The organism is Christiangramia sabulilitoris, assembly GCF_007050985.1.
Taxonomy (GTDB): Bacteria; Bacteroidota; Bacteroidia; order Flavobacteriales; family Flavobacteriaceae; genus Christiangramia; species Christiangramia sabulilitoris.
The window spans coordinates 1,279,618-1,304,424 of sequence record NZ_VHSF01000001.1 but is presented as its reverse complement, the minus strand read 5'-3'; the positions used below and the strand labels follow the sequence as shown (position 1 = coordinate 1,304,424).

Below are 24,807 nucleotides of genomic sequence, written 5' to 3'. Positions count from 1 at the left end.
GTCTTTTTTTACAATAACCAGAGACTTAAAAAATTGCTCGTATTCTTAGAAACCTGGATACACCCGGATTTTTCTCCGCAAGCCCGCAATATCCTGGGTTATAAAAGCCACCACAGGATCTACAGGTTTTTTCCCTTCAAAAATGCTTAGTTTTAAAGATGTTATATCAAAAATAACGAAACCAATGATTTAGTGAAATTTGCATAAAAATGTGGTAAGACTGTTTAAACTCTATATTTTTGGACCAATAATTTAAATTACACTTATGAAAGTAGCTGTTGTAGGAGCCACCGGGATGGTAGGTAATGTTATGCTCAAAGTACTGGAAGAAAGGAATTTTCCTTTGACCGAATTGATCCCTGTCGCTTCCGAAAGATCTGTAGGGAAGAAGGTCAAATATGGAAATAATGAATATTCAGTAGTGAGCCTGGAAACAGCAGTTTCTATGAAACCGGAAATTGCTTTATTTTCTGCGGGAGGTGAGACTTCGTTGTTATGGGCCCCGAAGTTTGCGGCGGCAGGAACCACGGTTATAGATAACTCTTCAGCATGGAGAATGAACCCCGAGAATAAACTGGTCATTCCTGAGATCAATGCAAGTTTGCTGAATAGAAACGATAAAATTATAGCGAATCCAAACTGCTCTACGATACAGCTTTTAATGGCCTTAAAACCATTACATGATGTTTATAATATTAAAAGGGTAGTAGTATCCACGTATCAGTCTATAACCGGTACCGGAGTCAAGGCAGTAAAACAGCTTGAAAACGAATATGCCGGCGAAAAAGGTGAAATGGCTTATCCTTATCCTATTCACAGGAATGCTCTTCCGCATTGCGATGTTTTTCAGGATAATGGTTATACCAAGGAAGAAATGAAACTTACCCTGGAAACTAAAAAGATCCTTGGAGATGATTCTGTAAATGTAACGGCAACGGCGATTAGAATTCCTGTGGTTGGAGGGCATTCAGAATCAGTAAATATTGAGTTCAGCAAGGATTTTGAAGAAGCTGATGTAAGGAAGTTGTTAAGTGAATTTCCCGGAGTGACCGTACAGGATAATACCGCGGTAAACACTTATCCTATGCCCATATATGCTGAAGGAAAAGATGATGTTTTTGTTGGCAGGATAAGACGGGATCACTCTCAGCCAAACACTCTGAATATGTGGATAGTTGCAGATAATCTGCGCAAAGGTGCTGCTACCAATGCCATACAGATCGCTGAATATCTCATTCAAAATAAACTGGTATAGAAATATTTAATATAATCATAGATTTAAATGCCTGAAGGAATGTAACTTTCAGGCATTTTTTATACTTATTTTAGGCTAAATCCAAACTACCATTATGAAAAAAATGATTACTATCGTTGCTGCGGCCGGGTTAATCGCTGCCTGTAATGATAACACTAAAAAAACCGAAGAAATCGCCTTGAATTATCCAGAAACCAAAAAAGTAGATACCGTCACCGATTATTTCGGGACCAATGTTAAAGATCCTTATCGCTGGCTGGAAGATGATCGCAGCGAAGAAACGGGCAACTGGGTGGCTGCACAAAACAAGGTGACCTTTAATTACCTGGATAATATTCCTTACCGCGATAAACTGAAGAAAAGACTTACCCAGCTCTGGGATTATGAAAAATTAGGAGCTCCTTTTATTGAAGGTGATCATATCTATTTTTATAAAAATGATGGATTACAAAATCAGAGCGTGCTCTATCGTAAAAAGAATGAAAACTCTGAAGCCGAGGTTTTTCTTGATCCGAATAAATTCAGTGAAGATGGCACTACCTCTCTAGGCGGTCTTAGCTTTTCTGAAGATGGAAAAACTCTGGCTTATGCCATCTCTGAAGGCGGGAGCGACTGGAGAAAAGTGATCGTAATGAATGCTGAGAACAAGGAGATCCTTGGAGACACGATCAGGGATGTGAAATTCAGCGGACTCTCCTGGAAAGGAAACGAGGGTTTTTATTATTCCAGTTATGATAAACCCGATGGAAGTGAGCTATCAGCTAAGACAGATCAGCACAAATTATATTTCCATAAACTGGGGACTGCCCAAAGCGAGGATAAGGTCATCTTTGGAAATACCCCGGAACAGAAAAGAAGATATGTTGGTGGGTATACCACAGAAGATAACAGATTTCTTATCATTTCTGCCCGAAATTCTACCTCAGGTGGTGAATTATACCTCATGGATCTAAGTGAAAAAGATCCCGAACTGGTAACGATCCTGGACAATTTCGATTCAGACAGTTTCGTCATAGATAACCAGGGAAGTAAGTTATTTATAGTAACGAATCTTGATGCTCCTAACAAAAGGATCGTAACGGTAGACGCATCGAATCCAGCACCTGAGAACTGGAAGGATCTTATTCCTGAAACAGAGCATGTTCTGAGCCCCTCTAATGGTGGCGGATATTTCTTTGCAGAGTACATGGTAGACGCCATTTCTAAAGTAAAGCAATATGATTATAACGGTAAGCTTATAAGAGATGTAGAACTACCCGGAATTGGTTCTGCCGGTGGTTTTGGCGCCAAAAAGGACGAAAAGGTGCTGTATTATTCCTTTACCAACTATGTGACTTCGGGTACGATTTATAAGTATGATATCGAAAATGGTACTTCAGAGGTTTACAATAAACCAAATATCGATTTTGATCCTGAAGTATATGAAAGCAAGCAGGTCTTTTATGAATCAAAGGATGGAACTAAGGTTCCTATGATCATTACCTACAAGAAAGGGACTGAAATGAACGGGAAGAACCCCACGATGTTATATGGGTATGGTGGCTTTAATGTGAGCCTAACCCCGGGATTCAGCACCGCAATGAGCGTGTGGCTGGAACAGGGAGGAATTTACGCTGTACCTAACCTTCGCGGTGGAGGTGAATATGGTAAAGAATGGCATGATGCCGGTACCAAAATGCAGAAGCAGAATGTTTTTGACGATTTCATTTCAGCAGCAGAGTACCTGATTGCGAACAATTATACTTCCAGCGAACACCTGGCGATAAGAGGTGGCTCTAACGGTGGACTACTTGTAGGGGCAACCATGACCCAGAGGCCAGATCTTATGAAGGTAGCTCTGCCGGCGGTGGGAGTTATGGATATGCTGAGATACCATACATTCACGGCAGGCGCCGGATGGGCTTATGACTATGGAACGGCTGAAGATAACAAGGAAATGTTTGAATACCTGAAGGGATATTCACCCGTTCATAATGTGAAGGAAGGTGTGGCCTATCCCGCCACTCTTGTGACTACCGGAGACCATGACGACCGGGTGGTGCCTGCGCATTCATTCAAATTTGCTGCGGAATTGCAGGAAAAGCATGCAGGAGATGAACCGGTTTTGATCAGGATCGAAACTAAGGCCGGTCACGGAGCAGGGAAGCCAACAAGCATGATCATTGATGAGTATGCCGATATTTTCGGTTTTACGTTATATAATATGGGTTATGAAAAACTGCCTAATGAACTAAAAAAAGAACTTAAGGGATAAGAAATTTCATCCTGGTAAAATTAATAGCGCGGGCTTAGGTTCGCGCTTTTTTTATAGCATCAATAATATAAAAAAGACGATGATCTGGAAAGTTACCCCTGTGATCATCAACAATACATTACTTCCTATTGTGGTTAATATCGCCTTGAAAATATTAATGGAGAATATTCTAAAATAGAAATAGCACCCAAGGATTGTCATTATTATCCAGCCGGAAGCCATTAAAATTTTGACATCCAGAGAATATAAAAACAAATTCGTGATGCCAGATATCCAGTAGATAGTTCCAAAAATAAAGCAATTGAGCGCCATATTTTCGGCAAAATTGAAACCCTTCCTTTTGAATACCAGATAGGTAAAGAGACTAATAAATGGAATTGCCAGCAACACTACCAGGTTCTGGTAAGATATATAGATATCCTGTGCCTCTCTGAACGTTTCCCAGACGGGTACTCCAACTCCCTGTTCAAGTTTTTCGTATTTACCTTTATTGGCATCCTGGGTTTCAGAAATAAAATTTTGAAATGCGGGATTAGATAAGGTTATAAAAGTCGCAAAGGCAACGGCTATAATAAGATATCTAAAGGGATTCTGTACTTTCTTTCTATCCTCATACAAATAAATATTTGACGTGTTTGCAGGACTTTTTAGCATATTCCAGAAAGTAAAGAGTAATCCCTTTTCAAGATAAAGGTGACTGCAAATTTCATCTTTTATTTCCTTTAAAGTTAATCTGGGATATGCTGACTTGTCTGCAACAGGCCTGGATTTAGGAATAGTGTTTTCCATGAGGTAAGAAGTAATGAGTTGAGATATAGCTAAATATATAAATTTTTATTTTCCGTCGGGAAATATTATTACTTTGAGCCGGAATATTATTTTGCTCTATGCTGAAACTTCAGAAAGTATCCTTTGCTTATCATAAAGAACCGGTCCTTAAGAATATTAGTTTTGAGATAGCACAAGGTGAAAATGTTTCCGTGATCGGGGAAAGCGGTTGTGGTAAAAGTACTTTGCTTAAGCTCATTTATGGACTTCTGCATACAGATGGCAAGATTACCTGGAAGGGAGAAGAAATGCTGGGGCCCAATTTCAACCTGGTGCCCGGGGAATCCTTTATAAAATACCTGGCCCAGGATTTTGACCTGATGCTTCCACTCTCTGCGGCAGATAATGTAGGTAAACATCTTAGCAATTTTTATCCTATAAAAAAGAAACGACGTATTAAAGAATTGCTGGAAGTGGTTGAGATGGAAGACCTGGCAGATAAAAAAGCAAAATTATTAAGCGGTGGCCAGCAACAGCGAATTGCCCTGGCCAGGGCCCTGGCTAAAGAGCCGGAGATCATCCTTCTAGATGAACCTTTTAGCCATATAGACCACTTTAGAAAAAATAATCTACGCAGAAAATTATTTGCCTACCTCAAGGAGAAAAACATAACCTGCATAGTCGCTACCCATGACAGTACAGATGCCTTATCTTTTGCCGATAGAACTTTTGTTTTAAAGAACGGGAGCATCTATGCCGATGGCCGCCCTGAAGATTTATATCGAAATCCGCCCAATAAATATATCGCCGCCCTTTTTGGTGATGTGAACCATATCATGCTGAAAAACTTGAAAGATAAGGAGACCAGCCGCAAAAGAGTGGTATTATATCCTCATGACATTAGCATTGTGAAAAGTTCACCTATTAAAGCTGAAGTAAAGAATACTTATTTTAAGGGTGAAAATTTTCTTATTCAGGCGAAATTAAATGGCGAGGATATTCTTGTTGAACACAAAACGGATATCAAACCCGGGGAAATCATCGCTTTAAGCGTTCCTGAAAAACTGATTGAAGACAGGCTTAAATAACCTTTAGAATTTCAAAATCACGACCGTTAAAATTAGCTTTATCGCCTTCTTTTTTACCAAGTAGTAACCGGGCAATAGGTGATTTGATACCAACAGCATAGAATTTCTCTTTTCCACTGGAAATCTCTCCTGCCGGAATGGAAATAAAATAATTCGCAACATTCGTCACCACAATACTTCCCAGAACAACATTGCCATTGGGTTTATACTCCTGGATCCTGTTAAGAATATTTCCCAGCCGGTCATATTCGTTTAACTGAACGCTTAACTTATTCCATTCAATATTGATCATCTCCCTGCCGGTTTCAAATTTATCGCCGGCGCTGCTCTTGGATTCGTTCTCCAGGTCTTCCTTGAGTCCTTCCATGGCTTTTTTCACCACAGACATCCTGGTTTGGAGATATTCCCAGCAGGCTTTTATTAAATCATTTCGCTTGTCTCCTTCCATTATTCCAGCATGAATTTTCCGTAATTCTGCATCTGTCTCACGATCCAGTTCTTTCTTCTCTGAATGAAATTTGATGCAGGGTTTGCCCGGTATTCCCTGGGGTTGGGCAAAACGGCGGCAATCGCAGCGGCTTCATAAGGCCCGAGCTTTATAGCATCTTTTTTGAACCAGTGCTGTGAAGCGGCCTGTGCTCCATAAACACCCTTACCCATTTCTATACTATTCAGGTAAACTTCAAGTATCCTTTCCTTGCTCCAGATCATCTCGATAAGAAAGGTAAAATAAGCTTCCACTCCTTTTCTAAACCAGGTCCTTCCGGGCCAAAGAAATACATTTTTAGCGGTCTGTTGCGAGATCGTGGATGCACCACGGATCTTCCTGCCACTGCGATTATTATCCATCGCCTTTTGTATGGCTTCAAAATCGAATCCGCTATGATTCGCAAAGTTCTGGTCTTCACTCGCAATTACAGCCAGTTGCAGATGCCTCGATATATCTTCTATGGGCACCCAGTCATGTTCAACAGGTTCCCCGGGATTTTCGAAGTACCTGATCACCATCAAAGGTGTAAAGGGAACCGGCACCCATTTATAGATCACTACGATCATGATGCTGAATAGAAATAATCCCAGGAGAATCTTAAATATTAATTTGAAGAATTTTTTTATCATGATTTTAATGCCAGTTCTGCCAGTTCTTTTCCTACTAAACTTCCAATAGCGATGCCCATACCACCAAGACGAACGCCGCAATATACATTTTCAGCGATCTGCTTTACCACAGGATTTTTCTGTTCTCCAACACCCATGGTCCCGCTCCAGGACTGCTGAATTTCAAATTCGGTGTCGGGCAGGATACAGGTTTTTAGAAGTTCCTTTAATCTATTCTGAATCAGGTCTGTCAGACCGGCTTCATCTGTTTCTTCCCCTTTGAAATCAAGATTTCTTCCACCCCCAAAAAGCACTCTGTTTCCTATATTACGGAAGTAATAATAGCCCTTATCCAGGTGAAAGGTCCCTTCAAAAGGAAGATTGTTGATAGGCTTGGTCACCAGCACCTGTGCCCGGGCAGGTTTCACGCCTTCTATGCCTAATCGGGAGGCAAACCCATTCGTCGCGATGAATAAGCTGGAAGTTTTTAAATTGAATTTATCTGTTATTATTTCAATGCCTTCAGCCGTCTCTTTGTAGGATTTTACAGTGATGGCATTAAGAATGCGGATGCCACTTTCGCCGGCTTTCTTAACCAGAGCACTCATCATTTTACCGGTATCTATCTGGCCTTCGAAATTATTAACGATCAGTCTGGGTTGTATCTGCCTGAAACCAAAATTATTTTCAGCCACCTCAAACACATCTTCTGGAAAAACAGGTCTTAGAAGCTCATTGATCTCTGGTATCCTTTGTAAGCATTCCTCATAAAGCTCCTCATCTGCCAGGGTAAATAATTCGTATCCTTTTTTCTGCTGAAAATCTATGGTTTCATCTCCTAGGTTTTTCCGAAGCAGCTCAAGGCCTTTTTTACGCTTTTCTACAAGCTTTACAACTTCACTTTCAGAATGTGACTTTAGATCGTCCAGGATCTCAGAAATACTCCCGAAACAGGCAAATCCGGCGTTCTTGGTGCTGGCTCCTTCGGGTAAGATTCCTTTTTCCAGGATTAGGATTTTGGAAGATGGTTTCGCCTTCTTTAAAGTCAGGGCACAATTAAGCCCGGTGATTCCACTACCAATAATACAGTAATCAATATCAGAGAACCAGGAGTCGGTTTCCCAGAAAGAAAAATTCATAGGTTAGTATTTCTTCGGCTGAAATTACAAAATATTGCGCATAAAAAACCCCGGCAGAACCGGGGTTGATTTTATTAGGCATCCAGAGGTTTCATTTTAAAATCCTCCATGAATTTAGTGGTATAATTACCTTCTATATAATCTGGATGATCCATCAGTTGCCTGTGAAAAGGAATGGTGGTCTTGATCCCTTCAATTACGAATTCATCTAGTGCACGTTTCATTTTGTTGATCGCCTCTTCTCTCGTTTGAGCCGTGGTGATCAATTTCGCGATCATGGAGTCATAGTTTGGCGGAATAGTATAGCCACTGTAAACATGAGTATCTATACGAATACCGTGACCTCCGGGTGCATGCAGATTCGTGATCTTACCTGGAGATGGACGGAAGTTATGATAAGGATCTTCCGCATTGATTCTACATTCTATAGAGTGTAATTGCGGGAAATAGTTCTTTCCTGAAATCGGCACTCCTGCCGCTACAAGTATCTGCTCACGAATTAGATCGTAATCTATTACCTGCTCGGTAATTGGATGTTCCACCTGTATACGTGTATTCATTTCCATAAAATAGAAGTTCCTGTGCTTGTCTACCAGGAATTCTACCGTACCGGCTCCTTCATATTTAATATATTCTGCCGCTTTTACAGCTGCGTCTCCCATTTTCTTACGCAAAGTATCTGTCATGAATGGCGACGGAGTTTCCTCGGTAAGTTTCTGGTGACGTCTTTGAACAGAACAATCTCTTTCTGAAAGGTGACAGGCTTTACCGCTGCTATCTCCTACTATCTGTATCTCGATGTGGCGAGGCTCTTCAATAAGCTTCTCCATATACATTCCGTCATTACCAAAAGAGGCATCTGCTTCTTTTCTGGCAGATTCCCATGCCGGTTCAAGATCTGCTTCTTTCCAAACTGCTCGCATTCCCTTACCACCACCACCGGCGGTAGCTTTAAGCATTACCGGGAAACCGATCTCTTTGGCCAGCTTAAGACATTCTTTGTAATCTTTAATTATTCCTTCTGAACCAGGAACACATGGTACTCCGGCAGCTCTCATGGTAGCTTTTGCCGTTGCCTTATCCCCCATTTTGTTGATCATATCAGGTGAAGCACCAATGAACTTGATGTCATGCTCTTCACAGATCTTGGAGAATTTAGCGTTTTCAGATAAAAATCCGTATCCGGGATGAATCGCATCTGCATTGGTAATTTCAGCCGCAGCGATGATATTCGATATTTTTAAATAAGAAAGGTTACTCGGTGCCGGTCCTATACAGACGGCCTCATCTGCAAATCTTACATGCAGGCTTTCAGCATCTGCAGTAGAGTAAACCGCCACTGTTTTTATACCCATTTCTTTACAGGTACGGATAACACGCAATGCGATCTCCCCTCTGTTTGCAATCAATATTTTTTTAAACATACCTAGTTGCTTTTAAAGTTCTGGAGCCCAAATAGGGCTCACAGTGGTTAAAACGGGCAGTAAATTATGAAGGATCAACCAAAAATAATGGCTGGTCGAATTCTACCGGAGAAGAATCGTCTACCAGTACTTTTACAATCGTACCAGAAACTTCACTTTCTATCTCATTAAAAAGTTTCATCGCTTCAATAATACAAAGTACATCTCCCTCTTTAATTGTATCTCCAACCTCAGCAAATGTCGGTTTGTCTGGAGAAGGCTTTCTATAGAAAGTACCAATAATTGGAGATTTCACAGTGATATACTTCGAGTCATCATCGCCGGAATCTTTAGACTCCTTTTGCGGAGCAGCGCTTTCCTGTTGTGTAGGTGTTTGTTGTTGCTGTGGTTGCTGGGCCGGCATTTGCTGTGGCATTTGGTGCCCTCCCATTGGAACCTGTTGTACTATGGTAGTTTCTTTATCGTCTGAACCTGTTTTAATAGTGATCTTAACATCACCAGTTTCAAGTTTCACCTCGCTTGCACCAGATTTGGCAACAAATTTAATCAGGTTCTGAATTTCCTTTAAATCCATAATATTTGATGTTGGTTTTTATGAGTTATAAGCCCATTTAAGGTAAGCAGCTCCCCATGTGAAGCCACCTCCAAAAGAGGCAAATATTAAATTATCTCCTTTCTTAAAATTCTTTTCGTAATCACTTAATAATAACGGTAAAGTCGCAGAGGTGGTATTTCCATATCTCTGAATATTCATCAATACCTTATTTTCATCATGCAGCCCCATGCGGTTTGCAGTTGCATCAATGATACGCTTGTTGGCCTGGTGTGCCACCAGCCAGTTCACGTCCTCGTTGGTTAGATCATTCCTTTTCATGATCTCTTCACTCACCCCGGCCATATTGGAAACAGCAAATTTGAATACCGTTTTCCCATCCTGCTGAACAAAATGTAATTTTTTTGCAACGGTTTCTTCGGTCGGCGGAGTAATAGATCCACCGGCTTCGATCTTCAAAGATTCTCTACCTATGGAATCACTGCGTAATAATTCATCCTGCAGTCCAAGTCCTTCGGTATTAGGCTCCATTAAAACAGCGCCAGCCCCGTCCCCAAATATAATACAGGTTGCACGATCTGTATAATCGATAATAGATGACATTTTATCTGCACCTATTAAAAGTACCTTCTTATATCTCCCGGACTCTATATAAGCTGAAGCCGTTGACATTCCATATAAAAAACTGGAACATGCTGCCTGCAGATCATAAGAAAAAGCATTGGTAGCACCTATCTGCGTGGCGACATGTACACCGGTAGAAGCTACGGGCATATCTGGAGTGGCCGTGGCCATTATAATAAGGTCAATTTCTTTGGGATCCAGATTGGTTTTTCGAAGAATATCTTTTGCTGCCTGGATTGCTAAATATGAAGTTCCTTTTGTAGGATCTTTTAGTATACGTCTTTCTTTGATTCCTGTCCTGCTGGTGATCCACTCGTCATTTGTATCTACCATTTCTTCCAACATTTTGTTGGTTAGAACATCCTCAGGCACGTAAGCACCTACAGCTGTAATTGCTGCTGTGATTTTACTCATAAATTTGGATTTAATTCACCCATCGCCAGCCTTCTATCACTCATTTCCATCTACAGGAAATTACTAAATTAAAATATAACCGGCGTGCAAATTAAGGTCTTTTTAGGACTTAATCAACTAAAAACAAAAAACTCCCACAATGTGAGAGTTCCTGTATTTTATTGAAGCTCTAAGCGTAGACTAAGCCTCTACTTCTTCAGTATTATCTATTAATACCTGACCACGGTAATAAAGTTTACCTTCGTGCCAGTGAGCTCTGTGATAAAGGTGTGCTTCACCTGTTACAGAATCTACAGCCACTTTTGGAGCTGAAGCTTTATAATGTGTTCTTCTTTTATCTCTTCTGGTTTTCGAGATTTTTCTCTTTGGATGTGCCATGGCTTCCTATTAATTATTCGTTTAGTAAATTTTTTAATTTGTCCCAGCGAGGATCTGTATCGTCCTCATTTTTCTTTTTCTGATTTTTCAAACTAAGTTCTTCCAGTTTGTCAAGTACTTCAGATTCTAATGTACCGTCTTCCACTCCCGGGTGTATCCTCTTTTGAGGCACCGAAAGTACGACCAATTCATAGATATACTGCTGAATATTTACTTCATAATCACCATGTGGTAAAATGAGCAAATCTTCATCTTCATTGTTGAATTCATCGCCAAATTTGATCACCAGAAACAATTCATTTTCTATAGGTTGATCATAAGGCTCGTTGGTAAGATCGCAATTAACGTTTACTGTTCCGGTTGCTCTGAAGGTTAACTCCATCATGGTGTTTTTCTTCTCGAACAACAAATCGATCTTAACACCGGCTTTATTGAATTCCTCGTACTCAAAATGTTCAAAGAACCTGTTATCTAACTCATACTCAAACTGGTGCTTTCCAAGCTTTAATCCCTTAAAAGGAATCGTAAACTCTGCTAAATTCCTCATTTCTCCACAGTTTTGAGTGCCCACGTTTCCGTTAAGGCGGGTGCAAAGATATAAAAATTAATTAATTATGTTCTTTTTATAAACAAATTTATGTTTATATCTTCCTACCCTGTTTTTGCAGCTGATTTTCGGTGAGATCTTTATATTCTTTTCTTGCTTTAAAGATTTCTATTCCCTTAAAAACGGCTTCTTTAAAAGAATTGATATTCGCTTCATTTTTACCCGCGATCTCGAAAGCTGTACCATGATCTGGCGAAGTCCTTACCCTATTAAGACCGGCTGTAAAATTCACGCCCATCCCAAAGGATAGCGTTTTAAAAGGGATAAGACCCTGGTCATGGTAAGATGCGATCACCGCATCAAAATTCTTGTAGTTCTTGGTGCCAAAGAAACTATCTGCCGCATACGGTCCAAAAACCAGGTCTCCTTTATCTCTTAGTCTTTTGATGGTAGGTTTTAAAACTTCTTCGTCCTCTTTCCCTATGAGTCCATTATCGCCACTATGCGGGTTAATACCCAAAACGGCAATTTTAGGCTTTCTAACCCTGAAATCACTTTTAAGGGTTTCCTGTATAATTTTGATCTTTTTAATGATCAATTCAGGGGTAATAACGTTCGCGATATCTTTAAGGGCAACATGATCTGTTAACAGTCCTACTTTCAAATTATCTGTGATCATTAACATCAGGCTTTCGCCGCCAAGTTCCCTGGCCAGGTAATCTGTATGACCCGGAAAGCTGAAACTATCAGATTGGATGGTAGCCTTATTAATAGGAGCTGTCACCAGGACATCTATTTCATCTTTTTTCAGTGAGGCTGTTGCAGCTTCCAGTGATCTGAAAGCGAATTTACCAATCTCCGGATCTTCTTCACCAAAATTAATATTTACGTTCTCCTTCCAGACATTTACTACGTTAACTTTTCCATCCACAGCGTTGGCCGGATGGTCGATTACCTGGAGATGAACAGATAATTTATATTGCTTTTTTAGGAAATTGAGGATCTTGGAATTCGCGAAGATAATCGGGGTACAAAAATCCAGCATCCTGGAATCATCAAAGGTTTTAAGTACAATTTCACTTCCAATTCCATTAAGATCACCAATACTAATTCCTAATTTGATCATTTCGGCCTGTTTCATAAAGTTTCCCGATATAATATTTTAATTTTACACACAAATGTAACCATTATTATAGAAAGGAATGTTCACAGGGATCGTAGAAGAAATAGGAAAAATCACCAATCTTAGCAAATCGGGTAGTAATCTGGATATTACGGTAAAGGCAAAAATGACGCCGGAACTAAAGATAGATCAAAGTATAGCTCATAATGGAACCTGTTTAACCGTAGTTTCTATAAATGGTGACGAATATACTATAACCGCAGTGAAGGAAACACTGGATAAAACCAACCTGGGTTCCCTTGCAACCGGAGATCCCGTAAATCTTGAACGCGGCATGAAGCTGGGAGACCGGCTCGATGGACATATAGTCCAGGGTCATGTAGACCAGACAGCATCATGCAAAAGAATTATAGAGGCTAATGGCAGCTGGGAATTTACTTTTAAATATGATCCTGCTATTGGTAATATCACTATAGAAAAAGGATCGATAACGGTTAACGGGGTTAGTTTAACGGTAGTGAATTCCAAAAAGGACGAATTTAGTGTAGCTATTATACCTTACACGTATGAGCACACCACATTTAAAAATCTCAAAGAAGGAGATATTGTGAATCTGGAATTTGATGTTATAGGAAAATATGTAAAAAGGATTACGGAAGTAGCTTAGGTAATCTCGAACTTCCTCACCTTATAACAACCGTACATCACTCCCACAGCCATTAAAAGATAGACATAGTCATCTATGGGTAAACAAAGCCCGGGTGGCGGAGGAACACCCTGCCCGTTACCGCTACCATTACCGGAAGTACCGGGATCACAAGGCGGTCCTTTATGCCGCTTTTCAGTAGGCGCCGGCGGGCCATTTTTTTGAGAAAAAGACGTAATCGAAACCCCTAGAATTAGAGTCAACGCAAGCAATATAGTTCTAAGTTGCCTCATTGATAATCGGTTAGCGTTTTTAGTCAAAGACTTTATTTTCAATATTTTACAATAGTATATGGCGCTAAAGTAAGATTTTAACACGATTGCGCATCTTTTTACTGATGAAAGTTATCGCTTAGAAGTCTCACTTTCCTAAAATATACGTAATAAATAGCATCAAAGTTTTTCAAATAAAAAAAGGAGCCTGATATTTATTGGTAACCCAACCTATTGGTCTAAATACCAATCACTTCTCAAATTTATAGAATTAGTGATTTCCATTCAACAAATAAGCCTTAATTTTTTTCTAATCACTATAGAATTTAAGGTAAGATAACAGCTTATTTTCAAACCGGCAGTATTTTAGCAATTGTTGAACCCTTTCCATAAATTTATCAGCTTCGTTCAGGGGTGATTATTACCTTTCTTTTAAAGCCTTTCGTAATTCAGGATTTTAATAAATTAAAGGAGCATATATTAAGCATAATAAAAAGCCCTGCATCTCTGCAAGGCTTCTGTTTACCTGTGGTCCCACCTGGGCTTCCTTCGACTCCGCTCAGGATAAACTTCTCGCCCATTAAATAGAATAAAAAAAACCTGCTTAAAAAAGCAGGTTTTTCTTCGTGGTCCCACCTGGGCTCGAACCAGGGACCACCTGATTATGAGTCAGGTGCTCTAACCAACTGAGCTATGGGACCGGATACATATTGGTATCGCGAGCGCAAATTTAGATAATTGCAACTTATGCACCAAACAAAAATATTCCTATTTTTCCTGACATAGCTCCACCAGCACGCCATTAGCATCTTTTGGATGCATAAACGCAACGATTTTATTATCGGCTCCGGGTTTAGGTTGTTCGTTAAGCAATCTAAATCCCTCTCCTTTAAGTCGTTCTATTTCAGCTTTAATATCATCTACGTAAAAGGCCATATGGTGTATCCCTTCTCCCCTCTTTTCAATAAATTTCGCCACCGGACTATCAGCTCGTGTAGCTGCCAGCAATTCTATCTTGCTTTCTCCAATTTTAAAAAAAGAAGTAGACACTCCTTCGCTTTCCACCGTTTCAGTCTTATAATGTTCAGCTCCTAAAACAGCTTTGTAGGTTTTATTGGCCGCTTCCAGGTCTTTTACCGCGATTCCTATATGTTCTATTCTCCTCATGTATCTTCAAATTAGTAAAACAAATATCAATAAATAATGATATATGATTCAAATTCATTTATATGAAGATAAATGACAGTTAAAAATTTTACTTTTGTAGCATGGAAGAAACAAACAGACAAAAAAAGATAGGTGGATTATTGCAGAAGGATCTGGCTGATGTCCTACAGAATTCTTTAAGAGACAGCGGCAGAACGGGAATTCTTGTTTCTGTTTCTAAAGTTAGAGTAACTACAGACCTTTCTATCGCCAAAGCGTATGTAAGCATTTTCCCTTCGAAACACCAGGCAGAGGTGATCGAAGAGATCAATGAGAATAAATCACAGATCAAACATGAGATCGCCCAGCGTACCAGGCACCAGCTTAGAAAGATGCCCGATCTTAGCTTTTACATAGATGATTCGCTCGAATATATCGATGGCATCGAAAAATCTATCAAAGGCAAAGAAGATCCTGTGGCTAATCCCGATCTTTTAGACAAGAGGAAAAAATCTTAATTTGAAGTTCCCGCTCTATATCGCCAAAAGGTATTTATTTACCAAGAGCAAAAGCAATGCGATCAATATCATTACGATCATTGCCGCGATTGGAGTGTTTGCCGGAGCCTTTTCCCTATTTATAGTACTGAGCGGGTTTTCTGGACTTAGAGATTTCAGTCTTTCTTTTTCGAATGAATTTGATCCCGATCTAAAGGCTATTCCCGCACAGGGAAAGGTCCTGAATGTATCTGAAGAACAATTAGCCGAAATTCAACAGATCCCTGAGGTGATTAATTTTAGTAAGATTATTGAAGAAAGGGTCATTTTAAGTTACAAATCCAAAACCAATCCTGCTTATATCAAAGGGGTGGATGAAAACTACCGGCGGGTAAATCAAATAGACAGCGCGATCGTATTCGGCACCTGGCTTACCAGTAGTGAACCGCAGGTAGTCATCGGAAACGGTCTTTCAAGATTGCTGGATGTAGGTACCTTTAATTATCAAAATCTTCTGAAGATCATGGTGCCTAAACCCGGGAAGGCTGCGATAAACATGACCAATCTTCAGGATGCTTTCAGGGCGAAACAAGCTATTGTAAGCGGTATTTACAGCGTTAATGAAGAATTAGACGATAAATATGTATTTACCCATATCAATTATGCCAGAGAACTACTGGATATGGAAGAAACTGAATTTTCGGCTATTGAATTTAAACTTACCCCTGAAGCTGACCTAGCGGAAGTAGCAGAAAAAATCAATGTTATTTTCGAAGGTAATGCTATTATAAAAACCCGGGCAGAGCTGAATGATGCTTTGAATAAGATGCTGAATTCTGAAAATCTCTTCGTTTACCTCATCTTTACTTTGGTATTAACCATAGCCCTTTTTAACGTGGTAGGTTCTATTATCGTAATGATCCTGGATAAGCGGGAGAATATTAAAACACTTTACAGCCTTGGCGCTACGCCTAACCAGATCAAGAATATCTTTTTCCTTCAGGGTATGTTAATGACCGGTCTTGGCGGGGTTATAGGCCTTAGTTTCGCTATAATTCTTATCCTGCTACAAATGAATTATGACCTGGTGATGATCACACCAAGTCTTCCCTATCCTGTACAAATGAAGGTGGAAAATATTTTGATAGTCCTTATAACGATTTTCACCCTTGGCTTGATCGCATCTTATATCGCAGCCGGAAGAAGTAAAAAAGCCCTCGCTTAAGCGAATTCGTAACCGGCAAATTCACGTTCTACCTCATCAAATGCTTTGAATACATCTATAGAATCATCGCTGGTGACCATCTTCATTCGATATTCCTTGAAGTGCGGAATACCTTTAAAGTAATTGGTATAATGACGACGGGTTTCAAAAACCCCTAAACGCTCTCCCTTCCAGTCGATAGCCATTTGCAGGTGCCTTCTGGCTGCATCCACCCGTTCTTCCAGGGTTGGTGGTGCCATATGTTCGCCGGTATTAAAAAAGTGTTTTACTTCCCTGAAAAACCATGGGTAACCTATGCTGGCTCTTCCAATCATAGCGCCATCAAGCCCGAACTTATCGCGCATTTCTACGGCGCGCTCAGGTGAATCGACATCTCCGTTTCCAAATACAGGAATATGCATACGGGGATTATTCTTAACCTCGGCGATTGGAGCCCAGTCGGCTTCGCCTTTATACATCTGCGCCCTGGTCCTGCCATGAATGGATATGGCCTGGCAACCTACATCCTGGAGTCTTTCTGCGACTTCAACGATCTTAATGGAATCGTGATCCCATCCCAACCTGGTCTTCACCGTAATAGGTAGTTTGGTGTATTCTACCATAGCCTTGGTCAACGAAACCATAAGGTCTATATCCTTAAGAATACCAGCTCCTGCTCCTTTGGAAACCACTTTCTTTACCGGGCAACCAAAGTTGATATCAATAATATCTGGCCCTGATTTCTCAACGATCTCCACAGATTGCAGCATGGATTCCAGGTTGGCTCCAAAGATCTGGATTCCAACCGGACGTTCTTTTTCGTAAATATCAAGTTTCATGGTGCTTTTCGCGGCGTCGCGAATAAGCCCTTCAGAAGAGATAAATTCTGTATATACCACATCTGCTCCCTGTTCCTTGCAAAGTGCACGGAATGGCGGATCACTCACATCTTCCATCGGTGCCAAAAGCAACGGGAAGTCTCCTACATCTATATTTCCAATTTTTGCCAAAGCTGCTGTTTTTCAGGTCGCAAAATTACTAAATAATTCTAATGCCTGAAAATTAGTTCTTCACACAGCTAATTTATTGATCTTATGAGCCTAAACGCTCACTTTCTTCAGCCGTAATCGCCCTTTTATTATCGCCCAGTTTGAAATTTCCAAACTTATAGGTTACTCCAAATCTCAACATTCTGGATTCAGGCATAGCGAAAAAGGAGTTATTTTGATTTAGATATTCAGAACGCATAGGTACGTTCATACTATTAAAAATATCATCCACATTTACCGTGGCCACCAACCTGGAATTGAAGAAGGTTTTTCTTAAACCGAAATTAAGTCCAAATTGAGCTTCCTCGAAGTTGTAAGAGCCAACCACAAAATCTGGCAGGAGCATTCCCGTCACATCCCCGCTAAAAGTACCATCCCTGGATAAAGTAAGGTAATTCCCTGCTGAAATATAAGTGCTGAAAACATCATTGTTTACTATCTGTCCACTACTTTCGAGTGCAGGAAAATCGTCCTGCATATAAAAGAAGGATGCATAACCAGACAATATCCACCAGTCTGTGAGATAATCATAATAGCTAACATCAAAACTATACTGCTCTGAATAATTCATATTAAGACTTACGGTGCGCAAAGTCTTATTCAGGTTATCCTGAAAAGGTAAATTTCCAATTGCATCCTCTGCCCTGTCCCAGTAAATATCGAAAAACAACTTGTTTTTGTAGGCATAACTGAACTTGACCATATTTGAAATTGCCGGATTCAGATCTGGATTTCCGTCCTGGAAATTATTCTCATTCAGGAAATACCTGAAGGTATTTAAATTCTCAAATCTAGGTCTGTTGATCCTTCGGCTGTATTCCAAACCATAAGAATGCACATCTGAAGCATTATAGCTTAGATAAAAAGTGGGAAATAATTGAAAATAATCCTGCGAATTTACCAGTCCGAAGCTTTCAGAATTTCCCTGCACATCGGTGTACTCTCCACGAATACCAAGTTTAAAAGCCCATTTTTCCCAATCCCTGGTCAGGCTGGCATAAGCCGCATAGATATCTTCTTCATAATTCAGCAAATCTGATAAATCCGGAGAAAACTGCCTGGTTCCCGTATTTGTATCAAAATAATCCTGTCCGCTTTTGGTTCTAAGACCGGCATACTTGATCCCGGTTTCTAAATTAGAAGCTCCAATTGGCGAGCTAATATCGATTTGCCCGGTGTATATATTGCTATTTTGCTCGGCAAGGGTTTCAAATGAATTATCTCTGAGGAAGTTTCCGTTATCTTCAAAATACTCCGTCATGATATCCTGTCTCTGGCGATTATCATAATTTATATAATTTGCCACGGCAGAGAGCGTAGCATTTTCGCCAAGGCTTGTATTATAAGTTGCCGCCAGAAGAATATTATCTGTTTCACTGTTCAAACTGCTGTTTGTAGTAAATAATGAATCGAGGGAATTCGCACTATCCAGAATATTGGTCAGACCATTTATATCATTTTCAGATTTTGGCCTTACCTGGATATTTGCACTTAAACTTAAAGTACTTACCTCACTAAGGGTGAAATCAAGAATTGAATTGATATTATGAGAATAGGTTTCGGTATCCTTTTCAAAATCTGTTAGCCACCTTGAGTCCACATTACCGTTAGGTCTATAAAATTCAATAAAACCTTCGTCTCTTTTAAAAAGATCACGCTGGCTGTAATTATAACTGGCGTATACATTCAACCAATCGGTTTTATAATAGTGGCTGGTTCCCACGTTATATTTGGGAACGACGGCGATGGTATTGGAAGCGTTAAAACTTCCTTTGTAACCAATGGAGATGTTCTTAGAAGTTTTGATATTAAGGATCGCACCTCCTTCAGCATCATACCTCGCCGGAGGGTTAGTGATCACTTCTACAGACTTGATATTTTCTGCCGAAAAACCTTCCAGCAACTGCTGCAACTCCTGAGACGTAAGGTAAACCTTTCTGTCATTGATGTATACAGTGGCAGCATTGTTCTTGACCAGTAACTGTCCCTGGCTAACGATCACACCCGGAGTTCTCTTAAGGATTTCATAGGTATTCCCGGTGGATAAGGTAGAATTCTCCACATCAAATATTAATCTATCCACCTGCCGGCTCACTGTAGGCTTCCTGGCGTTCAATACTACCTCATCCAGCGCGTCTGAACTTACATCAAGACTAATAGTTTTAAGTTTTGTATCCCCTTTTACTTTCACTAGCCGCAAATTTTCAGCATAACCTACAAATGATACTTTTAGCAGGTAAGTGCTGTCTGCCACGTTTTCAAGCAGAAAGCTCCCGTCCTCCTCAGAAATTGTACCCTTGTATACACTTGTGGAATCCTGGGCATTTAGAAGAATTACATTGGCAAATGCTACCGGTTCTTTATTTATATTTTCAATATTCCCTTTAAGATCACTCTGTGCATTTATAACGAGGGAAAACATAAGGAATATCAGGGGGATGATCTTCGATAATTTCATGAAAGATTTGGGTTAATTGGGCAAAAGCGTAGCAAATATAGAATATATAGGCTTTTCAGCAAGTTTTTTCACAATATAGAGCTGGATATAAAATATTTAGAGCAAAATATTAGGATTAATTGCTTATCGTATCCTTAGAATTTGAAACCATATAAATGTCCTTTTCGCTTAAATAGGTTAAGCCCTTAGAGTTTTGCCCAAGCATACGTTTTGTTCGCAGATACCTGTTCTTATTAAATTCATCAAAATTCTCAGAAGCCGTGTCCATACTGCTAATATGCACATCTCCGGAAGCATGTATAAATTCATTATTCCCTATCCACATGCCCACATGCACCACTTTCTCTGAAGTTGAATCTGTTGCCGGTCTGCCAAAGAATAGTAGATCTCCAACCTCAAGTTTTTCAAACTGACCTATGGAATCAACTAATTTTCCTTCTCTTATCTGTTGAGAAGCATCCCGGGGAAGGATCATCCCGTTCATAAAAAAGACAGTTTTTGTAAATCCGCTGCAATCAACACCTTTAGAAGAGGTACCACCCCAGAGATAAGGCAACCCCATTAAATTTTCGGCGGTTGTTACCAGTTCTGCCTGCCCGGTTTCCATTTGTGAAAGCCAGTCTGAATAAACCGCGGCTTCGTTTTTGGAAATAAAAGCCGGTCTGCCGTCTGGATATCTTACTTTAAAAAAGTCAGAGTTTTCGGCCTCCAGTTCGAGAATAGCCCCAATTACAAGGTCTGAAACCGGTTTAGATTCAATTGATGCCTCTTTATAGGACTGCCCATAGGTATTTGTATAGATCACCTTTGCTGAAGACTTCCACATATCAAATTCCTCGCGGGTCATGGCAGTAATCCCACCATGGTCTACCCAGGCCAGGTAGCCGTCTGGAGTTTGCACATAAAGCCATTCTTTAGTGCGCTTCCAGATCTTCACAGGTGTTCCCAATGTCGCCTGGGTAACCAGTTCTGCAGAATGTTTGCCTTCTCCCCTGAGGTTCGCCACAGAATTCGAAATAACCCCGTATTGTTCACCGGCCACACTACTATCTGGCAACACACTTATACTCTCAGAATATTTTATGTTCCTGGCCTTTAATTTTTCAAGTAGCCGGTTTTTTGCTTCGGGGATATTGGTTTCTCCTTTTATTTCAAAAGCACCGTCCTTCTTTTCGAAGTCAATATCGAATATTGCTATTCTTTTATCTGGGGCAAATTCATTTTTAACCCCGGCAACCAGGGTTTCGATTTCCTGATCGTCTTCAGTCTTTTCTGAACAAGAGATCACAAAAATTGTACTCAGGATTAAAATAAATTTTATCCAGGATTTAGATCTTGTCTGCATTTTCAATATTTTTTTGATCATCTATTAGTATAACTCCCATCCCGTTACGGTCTGGAAAAATTACTTTTTCTTTGGTTATTTTCACTCCTTCAGCAATATCTTTTTTCAATAACATCGCCCCATCCATGTCTACATAGTCCAGGGAAGGAGCAAGATGGGCGATCGCTGAAATTCCCACACTGGACTCGGTCATGCAGCCTATCATTACTTTTAGGCCTAAATCTCGCGCCTTCGAGATCATTCTTCTTGCCGGGGTAATACCTCCACACTTGGTTAGTTTAATATTGACCCCGTGGAAATAATTTGCACATTTTTCCACATTTTCTTCCCTGATGCAGCTTTCATCGGCAATTAGCGGCAGCACAGAATTATTATATACCTTCTGAAGGCCTTCAATATCTTCGGGATCCAGGGGTTGTTCAATAAACTCTACATTCAGCCTCTTCAATTCCCCGCTATTTTTAATCGTCTCCTCTACTTTCCACGAAGCATTCGCATCTACCCTGAATACAGCGTTGGTAAATTTACGTAGTTCTTTAATGATCCTGATGTCATCTGGAGTTCCAAGTTTGATCTTATAAATTGGCCAGGGAAAATCATTGATCTTCTGAATCATCTTCTCTACAGAATCCAACCCAATTGTGTAATTAGTGACAGGTATTCTGGTATGATCCAATTGCCACAATTTATACAGCGGAAGTCCTTTTCTTTTCCCGTGAAGATCATGAAGCGCCATATCCAGGGCACATTGGGCAAACAGGTCGTTTTTTAAATGAGGAAAAGTTAATTCCCAAAGCTCCTCTGGTGTCCTATGTATATTTTGTTCTACAATATGGGAAACTCTCTGAATTGCCGCGATCATTTTATTTACGGTGATCCCGTAATAGTTGGTGGCAGCAGCCTCTCCATAGCCGGTGAATTTACCATCCTCTAATCCAAGGATCAGGGTAGGCTGATAATCGCGGGAGCTGTGACTTATTTTGAAAGTGTCCCTTAACTGCAGATCAAATTGTTTAAAATGTATTTTCATTCATTTTAACGGTTGAAAGGTCGATGAATTTGAAATTACTTTGATTTCCTGTTCTATCCACAGCAGTCATCCCAACTTTCTCTAATTTTTTTCCATGCTTTTGTATGGATAATTCTGAATTCCTGGAATAAGAATTCAGGATCCTGTAATCCCATTCTTCCCCGGAATACTTAAAATAAAGCACCCATCTGAAAATATCTGTAGGATCATCATGGTTCCAGCTTATCTTTAAGATTTCTTTTTCAAGATCCAGCTTAGTTTCCGGAGCTTCTGGCAGTTCCTCATCGAGCCATGGACTTGGAGGTACAAGGGCATTTTTTTGATAAGGTCCTTTTTTCAGGGCAATTGTAAGTTCTGAATTCTGCTTTAATAATCCTATATTCCAATGTACCGTTCCCGGATCATCCTGAAGAATACCCCTGGAGATCATGATCTGTGATACAATTTCTCCCTTATTCTCTGCTTCGGCTTCGAGCCCAATATTTATCCCCGGCCAAACATGTCTTCCCACAACATTTTCAGACTCCCACCAGCCTAATAAAACCGGGAAACTCTGCCCTATCTTCTTAGTAGACCAGTATAATTGCGGTGTGAAATAATCTATCCAGCCTTTGTTCAGCCATAATTTGGCATCGGCATATAGCTCTTCATACTGGTCCATCCCACTGATGCCTTTTGGAAAACCCGGTCTCCAGATACCAAAAGGACTAATCCCAAATTTTACATAGGCCTTCTCACTTTTAATATCCCCGGCTATTCTATCAATAAAATCATTAACGTTCTTTCTCCTCCAGTCAGACCTGGAAAGATCACCACCGGTATCCAGGTATTTCTGCCAGCTGCGGGCATCCGGAAAATCCTTTTTCCCATTATAAGAAGCATAAGGATAGAAATAATCGTCGAAATGAACAGCATCTATATCATATCTTTTTACAATATCAAGGACTACCTTAGCAGCGTGATCCTGTACTTTCGCACTCCCAGGATCCATCCACCACATACCATTCTTTAATTCATTGACCAGTTCTGGATTGGTCTTTATTATGGACTTCTCCCCTATCTCTTTGCCAGTGGTATGATGGGCGCGATATGGATTTAACCAGACGTGAAGTTCTATTCCTCTCTTATGTGCTTCGGCAATCCAGAATTCCAGCGGGTCATAAAAGGGCTCCGGTGCTTTTCCACTTTTTCCGGTAAGAAAATAAGACCATGGTTCAAGGTCACTTTGATAAAGGGCATCTGCCTGAGGTCTAACCTGCAGGATTACCGCATTAAAGTTCAGCTCTTCTAAAAAATCCAGTAGTTCCAGAGCTTCATTTTTCTGAATTTCAGAATTAAGGCCGGGTTTACTTGGCCAGTTGATATTAGCCACTGTGGCGATCCAGGCTGCCCTGAACTCTGCAATATCAAGCGGTGGAATTGCAAATTCCTGAATAGTTGATTTTTCCTGTTTCTTTTTAACTTCAGATTCTTCTACTATAGCTGGTTCTTCGATGGCTTCTTTTTCTGGAGATTTAACTATTGCAGGTTGGGTGGATTTACATGCATTCAGACTTAAAAAAAGACAGAGCATACCTGTAAGTTTCAGAAAATATCTGCAAAAGTCCTGGGGTTTGTTCATTAATGCAATTTGTTTTTATAAGCTTCAATAGCCTTTCTAACGCTTTTATATTTTAGTAGTAATCCCTCAGCCTCTTTATCTTCGATCTTTAATTCCTCCATGATCATCCTTCTACCACGGCCAACGAGTTTGTCGTTAGATAATTGCATATCCACCATTTTATTGCCCTTTACCCTGCCTAATTTGATCATTACTGAGGTTGTGATCATGTTAAGTACCATTTTCTGGGCAGTTCCTGCTTTCATCCTGGTACTGCCGGTGACAAATTCAGGTCCTGTAATTACCTCGACCGGGTATTCCGAAGCTTGTGCCAGTGGGCTGTTAGAGCTACAGGTAATGCATCCGGTAACAATATTATGATTCCGGGCATGCTTTATCCCTCCAATCACGTAAGGTGTAGTTCCTGATGCGGCAATCCCTACCAGGACGTCTTTTTCTGAAATATCGTATTCCTGAAGGTCTTTCCAGGCTTGGGTGGTGTGATCTTCAGCATTTTCCACGGCATTTCTAAGCGCTGTATCACCGCCGGCGATCAATCCAATTACAATTCCGGGACTTACCCCAAAGGTAGGCGGGCATTCTGAAGCATCCAGTACTCCAAGTCTACCGCTGGTACCGGCACCTATATAAAACAGCCTTCCTCCCTGCTCGATTTTAGGAACAATAACCTCTACTAATTCCCTGATCTTCGGAATCACTTTTTCAACACTTTTGGCGATCGTCTGGTCTTCTTTATTGATATTTTCCAGTAGTTCTGTGGTATTCATCTTTTCCAGATGATCATATTTAGAACTTTTCTCGGTATCGGGATTATGCTCTTTCATTAACGTTTTTTAAGCCTAAACCGAATAGAATTAAGGGTTAAGACGATTTA

General features: G+C 40.3%; 24 protein-coding genes and 1 tRNA gene. 6 read left to right on the top strand and 19 right to left on the bottom strand.

Translation table 11 applies throughout. The features are described from left to right. Positions 1-265 precede the first annotated feature (265 nt). Together FGM01_RS05950 and FGM01_RS05945 are read left to right on the top strand one after the other, a co-directional pair. The gene (locus FGM01_RS05950) at positions 266-1,255 is read left to right on the top strand and encodes an aspartate-semialdehyde dehydrogenase (protein ID WP_143410201.1); all 990 of its coding nucleotides are present in this window, start codon (positions 266-268) and stop codon (positions 1,253-1,255) included. 94 nt (positions 1,256-1,349) lie between these two features. After that, on the top strand, positions 1,350-3,509 hold the full coding sequence (locus FGM01_RS05945; protein WP_143410200.1) for a prolyl oligopeptidase family serine peptidase: 2,160 nt from the start codon (positions 1,350-1,352) through the stop codon (positions 3,507-3,509). Positions 3,510-3,560: 51 nt separating this feature from the next. On the opposite strand, the gene FGM01_RS05940 is transcribed toward FGM01_RS05945, so the two are convergent. After that, on the bottom strand, positions 3,561-4,298 hold the full coding sequence (locus tag FGM01_RS05940) for a DUF3667 domain-containing protein (protein WP_143410199.1): 738 nt from the start codon (positions 4,296-4,298) through the stop codon (positions 3,561-3,563). Positions 4,299-4,396: 98 nt separating this feature from the next. Here FGM01_RS05940 and FGM01_RS05935 point away from each other — a divergent pair, with 98 nt between their 5' ends. Beyond that, complete coding sequence (locus tag FGM01_RS05935) at positions 4,397-5,365, top strand: ABC transporter ATP-binding protein (protein ID WP_143410198.1); 969 nt, start codon at positions 4,397-4,399, stop codon at positions 5,363-5,365. Here FGM01_RS05935 and FGM01_RS05930 read toward each other — a convergent pair. The 9 genes from FGM01_RS05930 to pdxA all read right to left on the bottom strand — a co-directional run bounded on the left by FGM01_RS05930 (position 5,358) and on the right by pdxA (position 12,683). After that, entirely contained in the window at positions 5,358-5,813 is a 456-nt protein-coding gene (locus tag FGM01_RS05930) for a GreA/GreB family elongation factor (RefSeq protein ID WP_143410197.1), read from the bottom strand. The genes FGM01_RS05935 and FGM01_RS05930 overlap by 8 nt on opposite strands. Then, positions 5,813-6,484 carry a monofunctional biosynthetic peptidoglycan transglycosylase gene (gene mtgA / locus FGM01_RS05925; protein WP_143410196.1) on the bottom strand — a complete coding sequence of 224 codons (672 nt, stop codon included), beginning with the start codon at positions 6,482-6,484 and terminating at the stop codon, positions 5,813-5,815. The genes FGM01_RS05930 and mtgA overlap by 1 nt, the downstream gene beginning before the upstream one ends. After that, the gene (locus FGM01_RS05920) at positions 6,481-7,602 is read right to left on the bottom strand and encodes an NAD(P)/FAD-dependent oxidoreductase (protein ID WP_143410195.1); all 1,122 of its coding nucleotides are present in this window, start codon (positions 7,600-7,602) and stop codon (positions 6,481-6,483) included. The genes mtgA and FGM01_RS05920 overlap by 4 nt, the downstream gene beginning before the upstream one ends. A 74-nt stretch (positions 7,603-7,676) precedes the next feature. Continuing rightward, on the bottom strand, positions 7,677-9,026 hold the full coding sequence (gene accC / locus FGM01_RS05915; protein ID WP_143410194.1) for an acetyl-CoA carboxylase biotin carboxylase subunit: 1,350 nt from the start codon (positions 9,024-9,026) through the stop codon (positions 7,677-7,679). 64 nt (positions 9,027-9,090) lie between these two features. After that, complete coding sequence (gene accB, locus FGM01_RS05910; protein WP_143410193.1) at positions 9,091-9,600, bottom strand: acetyl-CoA carboxylase biotin carboxyl carrier protein; 510 nt, start codon at positions 9,598-9,600, stop codon at positions 9,091-9,093. Between the two features lie 18 nt (positions 9,601-9,618). After that, positions 9,619-10,617, bottom strand: a complete 999-nt coding sequence (locus FGM01_RS05905) for a beta-ketoacyl-ACP synthase III (protein WP_143410192.1) — start codon at positions 10,615-10,617, stop codon at positions 9,619-9,621. Positions 10,618-10,797: 180 nt separating this feature from the next. Continuing rightward, positions 10,798-10,995, bottom strand: a complete 198-nt coding sequence (gene rpmF / locus FGM01_RS05900; protein ID WP_026932948.1) for a 50S ribosomal protein L32 — start codon at positions 10,993-10,995, stop codon at positions 10,798-10,800. Positions 10,996-11,008: 13 nt separating this feature from the next. After that, positions 11,009-11,542 (bottom strand): YceD family protein, encoded by a 534-nt coding sequence (locus FGM01_RS05895; protein ID WP_143410191.1) that lies wholly within the window; start codon positions 11,540-11,542, stop codon positions 11,009-11,011. 94 nt (positions 11,543-11,636) lie between these two features. Next, positions 11,637-12,683 (bottom strand): 4-hydroxythreonine-4-phosphate dehydrogenase PdxA, encoded by a 1,047-nt coding sequence (pdxA, locus tag FGM01_RS05890; protein ID WP_143410190.1) that lies wholly within the window; start codon positions 12,681-12,683, stop codon positions 11,637-11,639. A 61-nt stretch (positions 12,684-12,744) separates the two neighbouring features. Here pdxA and FGM01_RS05885 point away from each other — a divergent pair, with 61 nt between their 5' ends. Then, complete coding sequence (locus FGM01_RS05885; RefSeq protein ID WP_143410189.1) at positions 12,745-13,332, top strand: riboflavin synthase; 588 nt, start codon at positions 12,745-12,747, stop codon at positions 13,330-13,332. Here the strand turns inward: FGM01_RS05885 and FGM01_RS05880 are convergent. From FGM01_RS05880 to mce, 3 genes are all read right to left on the bottom strand, one after another. Beyond that, positions 13,329-13,604, bottom strand: coding sequence for a hypothetical protein (locus FGM01_RS05880; protein ID WP_143410188.1), 276 nt, complete (start codon positions 13,602-13,604; stop codon positions 13,329-13,331). The genes FGM01_RS05885 and FGM01_RS05880 overlap by 4 nt on opposite strands. A 606-nt stretch (positions 13,605-14,210) precedes the next feature. Then, a tRNA-Ile gene (locus tag FGM01_RS05875) sits at positions 14,211-14,284 on the bottom strand. Between the two features lie 67 nt (positions 14,285-14,351). Continuing rightward, a complete protein-coding gene (gene mce, locus FGM01_RS05870; protein ID WP_143410187.1) occupies positions 14,352-14,750 on the bottom strand; it encodes a methylmalonyl-CoA epimerase in 399 nt (132 codons plus the stop codon). 101 nt (positions 14,751-14,851) lie between these two features. Between mce and rbfA the strand changes: the two genes are divergently transcribed. After that, entirely contained in the window at positions 14,852-15,247 is a 396-nt protein-coding gene (gene rbfA / locus FGM01_RS05865; RefSeq protein WP_143410186.1) for a 30S ribosome-binding factor RbfA, read from the top strand. A gap of 1 nt (position 15,248) precedes the next feature. Beyond that, positions 15,249-16,451 (top strand): ABC transporter permease, encoded by a 1,203-nt coding sequence (locus FGM01_RS05860; RefSeq protein ID WP_143410185.1) that lies wholly within the window; start codon positions 15,249-15,251, stop codon positions 16,449-16,451. On the opposite strand, the gene dusB is transcribed toward FGM01_RS05860, so the two are convergent. The 6 genes from dusB to murQ all read right to left on the bottom strand — a co-directional run bounded on the left by dusB (position 16,448) and on the right by murQ (position 24,757). Beyond that, complete coding sequence (gene dusB / locus FGM01_RS05855) at positions 16,448-17,440, bottom strand: tRNA dihydrouridine synthase DusB (protein WP_143410184.1); 993 nt, start codon at positions 17,438-17,440, stop codon at positions 16,448-16,450. The genes FGM01_RS05860 and dusB overlap by 4 nt on opposite strands. Before the next feature lie 82 nt (positions 17,441-17,522). Then, positions 17,523-19,937: an outer membrane beta-barrel family protein gene (locus tag FGM01_RS05850; RefSeq protein ID WP_143410183.1), complete on the bottom strand. Its 2,415-nt coding sequence runs from the start codon at positions 19,935-19,937 to the stop codon at positions 17,523-17,525. Between the two features lie 115 nt (positions 19,938-20,052). Beyond that, positions 20,053-21,282 carry a C40 family peptidase gene (locus FGM01_RS05845; protein ID WP_143410182.1) on the bottom strand — a complete coding sequence of 410 codons (1,230 nt, stop codon included), beginning with the start codon at positions 21,280-21,282 and terminating at the stop codon, positions 20,053-20,055. After that, positions 21,266-22,312 carry a dipeptide epimerase gene (locus tag FGM01_RS05840; RefSeq protein ID WP_143410181.1) on the bottom strand — a complete coding sequence of 349 codons (1,047 nt, stop codon included), beginning with the start codon at positions 22,310-22,312 and terminating at the stop codon, positions 21,266-21,268. The genes FGM01_RS05845 and FGM01_RS05840 overlap by 17 nt, the downstream gene beginning before the upstream one ends. Further along, positions 22,296-23,933 (bottom strand): glycoside hydrolase family 10-like protein, encoded by a 1,638-nt coding sequence (locus FGM01_RS05835; protein WP_143410180.1) that lies wholly within the window; start codon positions 23,931-23,933, stop codon positions 22,296-22,298. Before FGM01_RS05835 ends, FGM01_RS05840 begins: the two co-directional genes overlap by 17 nt. Then, a complete protein-coding gene (gene murQ / locus FGM01_RS05830; RefSeq protein ID WP_143410179.1) occupies positions 23,933-24,757 on the bottom strand; it encodes an N-acetylmuramic acid 6-phosphate etherase in 825 nt (274 codons plus the stop codon). The genes FGM01_RS05835 and murQ overlap by 1 nt, the downstream gene beginning before the upstream one ends. Positions 24,758-24,807: the final 50 nt, after the last annotated feature.